This is a genomic window from Streptomyces sp. NPDC001889 (assembly GCF_053594535.1).
Genome location: NZ_JBSFER010000017.1, coordinates 158,145 through 171,190 on the forward strand (window position 1 = coordinate 158,145; position 13,046 = coordinate 171,190).

Here is a 13,046-nt window from a genome sequence, read left to right on the forward strand (position 1 = left end):
CCCGGCTAAGATGCCCCGGATGCGGCGTCCTTCACAAGGGCGCACAAGCGGCGTGTGCAGCGCGCATCCGCGCGCCAGCGGCTCGGCACCGGGCGGACCCGGGCCGGTGCTCCGACAGGGCGCCGGCACGCGTCGGTCGCCGCATGCCGGCGTACCACCCGAGAGGTGCCGATCGCAGGCCGGTCTCCGGCGGGGGCGAGGAGCGGAGGGCCGGGATTCACGGGCGGCCGTCAGCCCGTCGCCCCGGCCGCCCCGGCGATTCGTTCCTCGCCCGCCTCCTGCTCACCACCCGCCCCGGAGTCCTCCTCCCGCCACCTCGCAGCACCACCCGCGACGTCACCACCCCACCCGGCCCCGGCCACAGCCTTCACACCGTCTTCACCCTCACCGGCACGCCCGCGCACCTCCGGCAGCGGCCGCCAAGAGTCCGGACACCCAGCGCCTCTGAGCTCGCGCGGCAACCCCGGGCGCTTGTCAGGGACTGCCGGACGCAGGGTGCCGCGGTGACAGACGGGCTGTGCCCACGACTCGCGGATGCGTTGCCGGCACTGGCTGCCGAGATCGCCGAACTGCTCCGCGCCGAGGGCGATTCACTGGCCGAGGCGGTCGCTGACCTGCCCTGCCACGGCCCGTGCACCTGTACGGGATTCATACGAGGGCAAGGCTGACGGGCGTGGATCGGCCGTCGCCCTCCGCGGCCGGTCCGGCGGTTCGGCTTCTGCTGGTGCCGGGCCCGGACCGTTGCGAGGTTCGGCGGCCGGTTCTTCACGCCGGTGTGCCACCGCAGCCCTGGGACCCTTGTGTTTCCGCCAGTCGGTGTGGCCCGTTTCCGGATCTGTGTGTGGATATCTTGTGCGAATTCTCCTACCCTCCTACGCTGCCGTTCACTTGGCCCCTGGTCGGCTTCACGGAACCCGGTGGCTCCCGCTCCATGGTTCAGCGCCTCGACGTGCACGGTCTTCCCCGTGTCCTTGACCGGACAGTGAACCCCTGGTGGTGTGATGCCCATTTCCGTAAAATGGAATTCGAGTTATGGCGGCTCGCTGGTGACCTCGAAATACTCGCCGCTGGAGAATATTGAGGTCGGATCCGCATCATCCGCCTACTGGTCCGGTTTGCCGGTACTGCGGATGGAGACACTGCGCGGTCTGAGTCTGCTCCAAGGGATCGGGCTGGCGACGCCGAACTGGGAGGCCGTGGCGGCCGTGGAGTCCAGGGCGGGGCGCAGACCGCCGCTCGTGGTGGTCTCCAGCGGCCGGGCCGAATGGATCAGGGAAGGCGTGGCGGCGGCGCAGGAGTATCTGGACGGCAACCGCGTGGCTCTGGGGCAGGCGTACTGGGGTGTCGGGGACATGCGCGCCGTCGGCATAGGCGAGAAGGACCGCAGCGGCAGGCTCGTCCCGGGCACTCCGCCGCCGATCTACGCTCCGAGCAGGGTCGGGACACAACGGAGTGTCTATGTCGTGGTGCACATGATGGAGTACCACTACTACTCGGAGCAGTTGCGGAATACGGAAGTGAACGTCGTCGGATGGCAGTTCCGCGGTGCGGGGAATGTGGCGAAGCGCCAGATGGCGGGATTCGGCGCCAGCCGGTTCGCCGCGCTCCAGCTGTGCAAGACACTGCGCACCGGGATACCTCAGCCGGGACAGGCGAATCTCCCGGCGGCGGACTGGGGTTCCGCCTGGGTCTTCGACGACAATGTCGTCGCGCTCTCCAATTTCCCTGCCCCGGTGCCCGGGCCCAACCAGCACTCGGACGGTCTGAGCGATGTGGAGGACGATCTCACCGCCAACGTCGGTCCCGGCAACTGGGTGTGCGCGGGATTCCAGGCGGGCACCAAGGCGCTGGGCCTGAAGGATGTCCGGGATCAAGCCCAAACGGAGCTGGGGCAGCCTGCGGCGACCCTGCCCGCTCGGAAGGAGGTTCCGGGACTGGTGCAGCAAGCGGTCCTGTGGAACATCACTGAACTGGTACGCCGGAACATCAGTATCGGGCCGGGGTTCATCGCCTCGGCCGAGGACGTCAGCTTCGTCAACTATCTCAAACGCCTGGCCGGAAAGGGACCTGCCCTCTATCAGCAGTACACCCGGATCAGTGTGCGCAAGTACGCTCCGACGACGGGCCTGAGTGACCAGGCGAATAAGGGCGCCGCGCGTGTGAACTCCTACCGCGAGCAGCTGGAGGGGATCTGCGCCAGGGAGGAGAGCGACGGTGACCCGGCAGCGAATGTTCCGCCGCCGGTCATGCTGGACGCCGGGACCGGTGGGGTACCGGTGAGCGGTTTCGTCGAGGCGCATGCCGGGGGCGCGGGTGCGCAGGCGGTCGATGTGGGCAAGGCGGCGTGCCAGGCAGTCGAGCAGCTGATGGCGGAAGTGCTCGCTCCGGACAAGTCCGGAACGACCGTCCCTCTGACAGACGACGCTATCAACGCGCTGTTCACGATCCCCATGCCTCAAGACAGCGTGCAGTGCCGGAACGCGCCGCTAGCCGGGGGGCAGTGATGACGGACGCTTTCAGCGACCTCACCGCACTGGCCGGGTATCTGCGCACCGCCGCCGGCAAGGGCGCGACGCTCGTGCTGGACGCGGCCGTGGTGGGCCAGGAAACGGCCGCCGCGCTGGCCGCCGCGTTCGCCCTGCCGTCCGGGCAGAGCCTGACCCTGACCGGCGTCACCCCGGGGGACATCACCGGCCCGACCGGAGGCGTCCTGACCATCGGCGCCGGAACCGCGCCGGTTCTGAAACAGAGCGGCGTGGGCGTCACGGTCGCCTTCACCGTCACCGGCGGCACCCTGCAGACCACCGTCACCGCGACCATGCCCGCCGACTGGGCATTCAAAAAAAGTTTCCCCGACCTCAGCGTGTTCCCGTTCCACCTGCTGAAGGTCAGCGGCGCGCTGTTCGTGTACTCCACCACCACGCAGTCCGCGTTCACCTGGCCGGGAGAGAGCACCACGGCCGCTCTGGTGCCCGGGCTGAATCTGCTGTGCCGTCTCGGCTTCGGCGGCGTCTCCCTGGCCGGCGCCCTGCTGGGCGAGCTGTCCGGCACACAGACCTGGCCGGTCCACGGGCCCTTCGCACCGGCCGCCGGCGAGGTCCTGCCGGTGGGCGCGCTGTCCGCGCCGATCGGCGGCCAGGGATTCAGTATCGGCACCGACCCCTACACGCTCGCCCTCACCGATCCCCACGTGACCGTGAGGATCGGCACCAGCGACGATCTCAACCCCTTGCAGGAGATTGACCTGCTGGTCGGCGGCACCTTCCAGCAGAAGTTCGCCGTGTCGGTGTCCGTCCCGGTGACCGGCGACCTCTACACGCTCTCGGCCGCGCCGCTCACCCCCCAGGACGGCTCAGTGGCCTCCGTGATCGACCTTCTGCCGCTGCCGGGCGGCGCGCACCCCACCACTTTTCTTCCCTCGGAGCTCATCCAGCTCTTCTCCTCGGTCGGCCTGGAGTCCTTCCTGCTCGCGGTGAGCGCCGCGCCGGCGAAGGTCGCCTATGCCGGCGTGTCGGTCAGCACCCTGACAAAGTGGCCCCTGATTCCGGGCGTCCTGGAGCTGGACAGTCTGCGTCTGATGGTGGAGACCGTCGATCCGTCCGGACTGAACTGGACCACGGTCAGGGTCACCGCGGACGCCGGAATCCTGGCGACCGTGTTCCCCGACCCGTTCGAGTTCACCGTCGAGATCGACAAGCACCAGTCCTCCTGGGAGATAGCCTCGGTCTCCGGCGCCTATCCGGGCACGGTCAACCTCGGCAGCCTCGTGACCGCCCTGGGCGGCACCGGCCTTCCGCAGGAGCTGCACGACATCGTGCTCGACGACATCGGCGTCACCGCCACCCGCCCGGCCGCCGGCCAGCCGTTCTCGTACACCCTGCACGGCAGTGTCGAGGCAGCCCTGCCGCTCCACGGCACCCAGCTCACCGCCCGCCTCGACCTGACCGCCGACAAGACCGCCACCGGCCACCGTGTGGAGCTCACGGGCAGCCTGGTGATCGGTGAGGAGGTGTTCGGGTTCGACATCGCCCTCGGCACCGCCGGGGCGTCACTGACCGCCACCTGGACCAAGAGCGGCGATCCGCTGGGGTTCTCCGACATCGCCGAAGCGTTCGGCTGGACCGACCCGCCCGACCTTCCCGGCGGCCTGGACCTCGCTCTCCAAAGCGCCGGGTTCCGGTACGACTTCACCACCGGCGCCCTGGTCCTGACCGCCGACTCGGAGAACTACGGGCAGCTGGTCCTCGCCAGCACGAAGTCCGACTCGGGACGGGTGTTCCTGCTCGATCTGGCCGTGCAGTTGGACATCAAGCTGTCGGACCTGCCCGTCGCAGGGCCGCAGATCCCCGCCTCGGTGGACGCCGGCATCCAGCACCTGGAGATCGCCTACGCCTCGGCCGCCTGGTCCGCGGACGCGGTCACCGCGCTGAACACCACCCTCAGCACGCTGCATGGCAGCTCCCTGGGATATGACACGCTCGACACGGGCCTGATCCTCACCGCCGGTCTGACGCTGGGCGCCGACACCCGGCAGCTGGTTCTGCCGCTGGGCTCGTCCGGTACCACCCACCAGAACTCCTCCGCCGCCGCGGCGCCGGTCGCCACCACCACTGCCCTGCCCGCCGCGGGTGCTCCCGCAACGGCGGCCCCGGGCTCCGCACCCGCGGCGCGGAGCGGCGCCACCTGGATCACCGTGGGCCGGTCGTTCGGGCCGCTCCATATCGACCGTATCGGGGCTCAGTACACGAACGGTGTCCTGTTCTTCCTGCTGGACGCCGATATCGCGCTGGGGCCGCTGGCGCTGTCGCTGGACGGTCTCGGGGCCGGCTCGCCGCTGAAGAAGTTCGACCCGGAGTTCACCCTCACCGGTCTCGGTATCTCCTACGACGAGCCGCCGCTGTCGATTCTCGGCGCGGTCCTGCGCGTCCCGGACGCCCAGCTCGCCTCCGGGGTGACGTTCCAGTTCGACGGGGAACTCGTCGTCCAGTACCAGAAGTACAGCCTCGGCGCGCTCGGCTCGTACGCGGAGTTCACCGACGGTACGCCGTCGCTGTTCGTCTTCGTCCAGCTGGAGGCCCCCCTCGGCGGCCCGCCGCCGTTCTTCGTCACCGGGCTGATGGGCGGCTTCGGCTTCAACCGAACCCTGGTCATGCCCGGGCAGGACGAGGTGACCGACTTCCCGCTCCTGCTGCTGTCCACCCAGCCCCCCAGCAGCACGAGTGCCTCCGGGCAGGGCCCGGACGCGGTCCTGAAGATCATGGAAGGGCAGGCAGCCGGGCCCAGCGGCGTCACGAAGAAGTGGATCACCCCGCAGGCCGGGGAGTACTGGCTGGCCGCGGGCCTGGAGTTCACCACCTTCAAAGTGATCAAGTCCAAGGCGGTGCTGGCGGTCGACTTCGGCAATGATCTCAGCATCGCCCTGCTGGGAACGTCCACCCTTCAACTTCCGCTCGCCGATGAGTCCGGCGGTGAGGGGAAGCCGTTCGCCTTCGTGGAGCTGGGTATCCGGGTGATCGTGCAGCCCTCCCAGGGCCTGTTCGCGGCCACCGCGATCCTCAGCCCGAACAGCTACGTTCTCACCCCGGACTGCCATCTGACCGGAGGGTTCGCCTTCTACGTCTGGTACGGGAGCAATCCGAACGCCGGCCAGTTCGTCACCACCCTGGGCGGCTACCATCCCGCGTTCAAGGCCCCCGCCTACTTCCCGCAGGTGCCCCGCCTCGGCTTCAACTGGGCCGTCTCGGACGAGGTGTCCATCACCGGCGGCGCGTACTTCGCCCTCACCACGTCGTGCGCGATGGCCGGCGGCTCTCTCGACGCCGTCTTCCACGACGGGAGCCTGCGGGCCTGGTTCACCGCGTACGCGGACTTCCTGGTGAGCTGGCACCCCTTCTTCTACACCGGCGACATCGGTGTCTCCATCGGCGTGTCCCTGAAGATCCACCCGCTGTTCTTCACGATCACCATCAGCCTCTCCCTGGGCGCCTCGCTGGAGGTGTGGGGGCCTCCGACCGGCGGCGTCGTCACGGTCCATGTGGTGGTGGTCAGCTTCAGCGTCTCCTTCGGCTCCTCCCGGCCCACCGCCGCGACCCAGCCCCTGGACTGGACCGGGTTCACCGAACTGCTGCCCGCCCACACCGACATCTGCGGCATCACGGTGACCAGCGGACTGTCCAAGACCCGCGACGACACGGCCACGACCACGCCCAGCAGCAGCGGCAAGAAGTGGATCGTCCGCGCCAAGGGACTGGTCTTCGAGACCCGCTCGGCCATCCCCGCCAGCGTCCTCGCCTACGGCACCACCGTCCGGCACACCTCCGCCACCACGCCCGGCGGCATCTCCATCACCCCGATGGACAGGACCCACGTCGCCTCCACCCACAGCATCACCATCCACCGGGCCGAGTCGACCACACCCGTCGATGTCGCCGGCTGGGCACTGGATCCTCTGACGCAGACGATGCCCGCGACGCTCTGGGACGCCCCGCCCGTGCCGTTCACCCACATTCCCGCCGCGGCATCGGCGAAGACCCTCCCCGGGGAACTGGTCGGCTTCACGGTCACCGCACCGCCCCCCACCCCCGGCGCGACCCGGGGCGGGATTCCTCAGACAGTGCTGATGGAGGAGTACCTCTCCCCGGACGGACGGGCGCCCTGGCCGCTCGCGGCAACGCCGACCCAGGAGTACGTCCCCACGGCGGACCCGCACACGGTGGCGCTGCTGAAGGACGTGAACAGCGCCACGGTGAAGCAGGCCCGGACCAGCCTGTGCGCCCTTCTCGGCACGGTGACCGCCGAGGACGGCGGACCGGTGTTCACCGGCACGGACGGTGACCTGGCCGCCCTCGCCGCCGGCGCGGAGCATCTCTTCAGCGACGCACCCCTGCGACAGGGCTGAGAAGGCCCCGAGGAAACCGGAACGGAGCAGATGTGACCACCGATCTTCCCATCGGCGACCTGCGGTTCTACGACAACCAGGTGCCCGCGCTGGCCGCCGGGAACTGGCGGATCAACCTGACACACACCCTGGACGGCATCACCACCGGCACCATGGGCGCCACCCAGAACCTGGTCGTCAGCGCCCCCCAGTTCGCCATGGACCCCGCCCTGGTCCTCAACCGCTACCCTCCCGCCGACAGCACCGGCCCCTACGACACGGTGCTGCCCCACATCGTCCTCAACGACGCCCTGCTTCCGTGGGAACGCGCCATGGCCAACACGGCGGACACCCACCGCGCACCGTGGCTGGCCCTGCTCGTCCTCGGCGAGGACGAGATCACCGGCGGGAGCACGTCCCCGACCCGCACCCAGACCACCACCGTCACCGGCTTCCTCGCCACCGACCCCGCCGTGCTCAAACCGGCGGCCGTCCGCGAGGACGACGTGAACGGCACGGACCCGTGCACCTTCATCCAGCTCCCGGCCACGCTCTTCACCGCGCTCGTACCCCGGCTCAACGAGCTCAGGTTCCTCACGCACTGTCGCGAGTCCCACATCGGCGACAAGGCCGAACAGGGCCTGGAGACGGACGGCGTGTTCTCCGCCGTCATCGCCAACCGCTTCCCGGCCGCCCCCGCCACCGGCACGGGAGCCCAGAAGTCCATCGTCCACCTCGTCTCCCTGGAGGGCCTCGAGAAGTATCTGGTGGACCAGCCGCCTTTCGCCGAGGGCATCTCCTCCGTCGCGCTGGTGTCGCTGGCCTCCTGGACCTTCCACACCACCCCCGACAACCCGCAGGACTTCCGCGGCCTCGCGGCCAGCCTCGTCGGCCAGGAGCACGACGGCACCACCTACAGCCCCGGGAACCTGTGGCTGCGCTCCCGCCCCCGGAAACCGCTCGACACCAGCACCCCGGCCGGAGCCGAGGCCGACCGTCGGCTGAGGGACGGATTCACCCCCCTGGCATACCGGCTGCGCACCGGCGAGGAGACCCTCGCCTGGTACCGGGGCCCGTGCGCCCCGGTCCGCACCACCCCGCCGCCCGCGACCGGCCGCACCCCCTGCCCCAGCGCTGACGCGGCGCTCATCTACCAGAAGGACTTCGGCGTCTTCGACGCCTCCCTCGCGACCGCCTGGCAGGCCGGACGCTCCCTCGGGCTGGCCGACCGCGCCTTCGCCCAGGCCCTCCACGACTTCCGCCAGCGCGCCCACCAACTGGCCGGCCGTCTCCTGCAACAGCTCAACAGCGACGCCTTCACCGCCGATGACACCGGGGACCTCACGGTGGACGCCCGCGCCCAGGACACCGTCCTCGCCCGGCTCACCACCGACCTGCTGACCACCCTCAACACCAGCACCGCCCTCGTCCCGGTCACCGGCCCGCCCACCCCGCCCACCGTCACCACCCCGGTGAACCCGGCGCAGACGGCCAAGGGCTTTCTGGCCGACTCCGACGTGCAGGCGCTGATCACCGCCACGGGTCAGGAGGATCTGGCGCCCGTCGCCACCTGGCTCGCCCGGCTGCGGCTCCTCTACCCCCTGCCGTTCAACCTCCTCGTCCCCGACGAGCGCATGCTCCCTCCCGAGAGCCTGCGGTTCTTCCACCTCGACGAGAACTGGCTCACCGCTCTCGCCGACGGCGCCCTCAGCGTCGCGGTCCAGTGCTCCCGGGACACCCACCTCCACCATGCTCTGGACGACACCATCCAGCAGGCCACCCAGGCCGAGGCCCAAGCGCTCCGTGCTCAGAAGACCGGTGTCGCCTCACCGTCGACGGCCACCGGCGGTGACGGGCCCGTGAGCGGCTTCCTCCTGCGCTCGGCCCTGGTCTCCGGCTGGCCCAACCTCGCCGTCCGCGGCACCAGCGCCGACGGCGGCCTCCTGCCCCTCCTGCGCATGGACCACCTCGCGCCCACTCTCCTGCTGTGCCTGTTCGACGGCGTCCCGGACACCGTCGAACTCTCCGAACCCCAGGAAGGATTCCGGTTCGGCGTGGACGACGACAGGAAAGTCCCCCTTCGCCGCCCCACCGCATCCGGCGGCACCCTGGGCGAGCAGCTCCCGGGAACCGGACTCACCCTCGACAGCCCGCGCGCCGGCGGACACGGTGTCCTGGACATCAGCGCAACCGTCACAGCGATCCAGAACGCCCTCACCACCGCGAACGCCCCGGTGACGGAGCTCGGACCCGGCGACTTCGCCCTCCAGATGGTCAAGTCCCCCGAAGCCATCAAGTTCACCAGCCAGGCGAGCTGACCCTTCCGCCCCTCCCGACGGACAAGGACACCCCCTTATGGCCGCCCCGCCACCGCTCGCCGTACCCCTCCACCTGGACGTCCTGGTGGCGAATGAGGGCCTCCTGGGCCGCGACACCTTCCGCTGGTGGCAGTTCAACTACCAGGCACTGAACCACTGGCACAGCCCCCAGCCCACCGCGTTCGACCGCTCCGAGGGCGGCCCCGGGGAAGGAGTCCATCTGAGCTGGACCCTCCCCGACGCACTGCGCCACGCACCCGCCGACCAGCCCCAGGGCACCTATCCGCCGGTGCCCAACCGGTGGCTGATCGTCCGCATGCACGGCACCACGACCCGCAGCGCGGCAGCGTGGGTCCTGGAGAGCGACTGCCCCCTCACACCCAAGGCACCCGCGACCGCCGACCCCGGCTACACCAGCCAGTACCTGGCCGACCCCGCCCTGATCACCGCGTGGAAAGCGTCAGATGACGATGTCCGCAAGGCCGTCACCCTGGACGAGAACGCCACCACCGTGCAAGTCGCCCGCCTCGGCATACCCTTCCCACTCGCCGGATGGACCGAACGGGCTCCGGACCAGGACCTGTTCCTGACCGCCATGGCCCCGGGAAACCCCCTGTTCACCGGCTACGTCGCCCACCACGCCGGGGTGTTCTCCTTCCACGACCCCCTCACCGGCATCGACAGCGAGATCCTCAGCTACTCCGTCATCGGCTGGTACTCCAACCCCGCCCACGACATCCTCGCCCCCGCCGCAAGCGACGCCGCCGCCTACACGGCCCTGCTGGACAAGCTCGGCTGGACCCTGCCCGCCGGAGCGTCCACCACCCCCACCGGCCGGAGCGTCTACCACGCCGCCGCGTTCCACGTCGACTGGAACCGCACCGACCCCGCGCCCACCACCGACCCGCTCCAGGCCATCCGCGACAGCGGGGAACTCAACGTCGGCGTCGGCAACACCGCCACCGACGCCTTCACCGCCCTGGTCACCGACCGCCTCGACAACCCGTCCCAGGCCCGGCTCCTGCAGGCCTTCCAGTACGAACTGCTCCCCCAGCTCAATGAGGCCAACGGGGACGCCCTCCTCGACCACGCCATCCGCGACACCTGGTACGGGCCCAAACCCGGCGGCTACACCTGGACCATCGTGGAGAACACCTCCGCGGGCAGCACCGGCACCACACTCACCCCGGCCGAGCAGACCTGGCTCACTCAGCTCAACCAGGACCAGGCCGCCCTCGACGACGCCCTCATCACCCTGGGCAGTCTCCAGCAACAACTCCACGCACTCTGGTTCAAAAAAGGCCACCTGTCCGCGGCCGTGAACACCTGGCCCGCACCACCCCCCGACATCACCGACCCCACCGGCTTCAACACCCGCCTGGACACCGAGCTCGATCCCGCCCACAGCGGCAGCACCGCAGCCCGGCTCGTCGCCCAGTTCACCACCATCCAGAACCTGCTCACCAAGGTGCCGCGGCCGGACTCGAAGGCCGCCGACCCGCAGCAGGCACTCCAACAGGGCATCACCGCCTTCGCCACCACCAAGAAACTCGACACCGGCAAGACCCTCAAAGCCGTCAACGCGCCCCGCTACTGGCAGGGCAACAACCCCGTCGTCGTCCTCTCCGGCGTCGAACCCCCACCCGCCACCACCCCCGCCGACAGCCTCACCGTCCGCCCCTACAACACCCTGATCACCGGTGTCTTCCTGCCAGGCACCCACGATGCCTGGATGACGGGGGACGACATCCTGGCCGGCGTCGGCAATGTGGACGCCCTGCCGGACGGCGCCGTGAAGCCACTGCTGCGGGAATTCCTGCTCCTCGACCCCGCCAACGCGCATTCCCTGGCCCCCAGCAGCACAGCAGACTCTCTGGCAAGCCTCACCGCCCTCATGACCGATCACCACCCGGACTCCTACAAGGGCACCCTCCCCGATCCGTTCCCCACGACATGGCAGCAGCCCTGGACCCCCCTGTTCCTCGAATGGTCCGGCACCTACACCCACATCCCCCTCACCACGGACTCCCCGGACTCGACGGGGACGAGCGCGAACTGGGTCTTCGACGGCACCGACTACCGCCTGACCGCACCACCACCGGCCGCACCCGAACAGCGCACCCTGCAGGGCATCTCACCCCTCAGCCCCCACCCCTCCACCCTGTTCCGCACCCGCCTCGACGCGTTCGTCCGCCAGTACGGCACCACAAGCGACCTCGCCCGTATCGACGACCTGATCGGCAAGACCTACGCATGGAAGTTCCTCGCCCAGGAACTCACCGGCTTCCACCAGATCCTCGCCCTGCGCGACCCCCGCCCCTTCCGCCGCCCCACCCCCGCCGACAAGGCCGGAACCCTCCCCCTCGCCCCGCTCCTCGGCTACCCCGACCCCGCCACCCCGGCCGCGTACAGCCTCCCGGCCGCCGCGCAGGGCCAGGTCGACACCGCACCCCTGCTGCCCGCCGGGCCCTCGCTGCCCTTCCACGGTGCCCGGCACGGCGGCTTCCACTTCACCGACCTGCGCCTCTACGACGCCTTCGGCCGCACCCTCGACATCATGGAATCCGGCCCGTCCAGCGGCGTCCTGGACGAAACCAACTTCCCCCTCCAGCTCGACCCCCACCTCGCACCCGACCAGGTGATCGACCCCGCCATCGCCTCCGTGATGCAGCTCCCGCCCCGCCTCCTCCAGCACGCGCGCCTCGACATACGACTCCTCGACGCCCACGACGACCAGAAGGTCTACGGGCACGACGCCGATGCCACCCCGATATCCGGCTGGGTCCTTCCCAACCATCTCGACCACAGCATCCTGCTCTTCGCCCCCGACGGCACCGCCCTCGGCGACTACCGCCTCACCGCGCAGACCGACGGCACCCGCACCGGCACCTGGGCCCCGCCCCCGCACAGCCGGCTCACCCTCCACGACGTCCAGACCGCAGCCCCCCACCTGCACGCCATGATCACCTCCCAAAACCTGGCCACCGAGGCGGGCTTCAACGCCTTCCTGGACGTCATCGACGCCACCCTGTGGACCACCGACTCCCTCGGCAACCGCGCCGACACCCACCTCTCCATTCTCATCGGCCGCCCCCTCGCCCTCCTGCGCACCCGCCTCCAGTTCCGGCTCGACGGCGACCCGGCCACCGATCCCGGCTGGGCCACCACCTTCACCCCCACCCCGCCCGATGTCCTCACCCAGCAGTTCGCCATCCGCCTCGGCGACCAGGCCACCCACCAGGACGGCGTCATCGGCTACTTCACCGGCACCGACTACACCACCTTCAACAGCACCGCCACCCCACCAACCACCCCCGCACAGAGCTACGTGCGGGTGACCGGCCCCGTCGGCACCACGAGCGGCGGCACCCCCGGCAACTACCCGCACCTGACCCTCACCGCCGGCGACCACCTGAACGTGACCATCCTCGCCGACCCCCGCGCCGCCCTCCACGCCCACACCGGCATCCTCCCCGTCACCCGCCACGACATCCCCCAACAGCCCGTCGAAGAAGCCCTCGCCGCCATGGAGATCACCTTCCACACCGGCCCGCTCCTGACATCCCTCCAGCCCAGCCCGGCGCAGGGCACCACCCCGCCCGCCCATCCGCAGGCCATCGCCCATCCCACCCCCGCCGAACAGAACGGCACCTGGTCCTGGTGGGAACCCGCCACAACCGGCACCTGGACCGCCTACGACCTCACCCAACCCCCCAGCGCCCCCACCGGCACCCCCAGCACCCTGCGCGAGGGCCAACTCCAGTTCATCACCGACCTCAACACCCCCACACCCTCCGGGGAAACATCCACGCGGGAAGGACCCTGACACCCCCGACGCGAAGGAGCTCCTG

At 70.0% G+C, this 13,046-nt stretch carries 4 protein-coding genes; all 4 read left to right on the plus strand.

From position 1 onward, the window contains the following. Positions 1–1,001 precede the first annotated feature (1,001 nt). From ACWCRA_RS21215 to ACWCRA_RS21230, 4 genes are read left to right on the plus strand one after another with little or no spacing between them, the layout of a single operon-like run. Positions 1,002–2,504 carry a hypothetical protein gene (locus ACWCRA_RS21215; protein ID WP_451068313.1) on the plus strand — a complete coding sequence of 501 codons (1,503 nt, stop codon included), beginning with the start codon at positions 1,002–1,004 and terminating at the stop codon, positions 2,502–2,504. Further along, positions 2,504–6,898, plus strand: a complete 4,395-nt coding sequence (locus ACWCRA_RS21220; RefSeq protein WP_451068314.1) for a DUF6603 domain-containing protein — start codon at positions 2,504–2,506, stop codon at positions 6,896–6,898. Before ACWCRA_RS21215 ends, ACWCRA_RS21220 begins: the two co-directional genes overlap by 1 nt. 32 nt (positions 6,899–6,930) lie before the next feature. Next, on the plus strand, positions 6,931–9,195 hold the full coding sequence (locus ACWCRA_RS21225) for a hypothetical protein (RefSeq protein WP_451068315.1): 2,265 nt from the start codon (positions 6,931–6,933) through the stop codon (positions 9,193–9,195). 37 nt (positions 9,196–9,232) lie between these two features. Next, positions 9,233–13,021: a hypothetical protein gene (locus tag ACWCRA_RS21230; RefSeq protein WP_451068316.1), complete on the plus strand. Its 3,789-nt coding sequence runs from the start codon at positions 9,233–9,235 to the stop codon at positions 13,019–13,021. Positions 13,022–13,046 lie beyond the last annotated feature (25 nt).

Coding starts and splice junctions, on each gene's coding strand:
- ACWCRA_RS21220 (WP_451068314.1), top strand. CDS start 2,504: ATGACGGACGCTTTCAGCGACCTCACCGCACTGGCCGGGTATCTGCGC.
- ACWCRA_RS21215 (WP_451068313.1), top strand. CDS start 1,002: ATGCCCATTTCCGTAAAATGGAATTCGAGTTATGGCGGCTCGCTGGTG.
- ACWCRA_RS21230 (WP_451068316.1), top strand. CDS start 9,233: ATGGCCGCCCCGCCACCGCTCGCCGTACCCCTCCACCTGGACGTCCTG.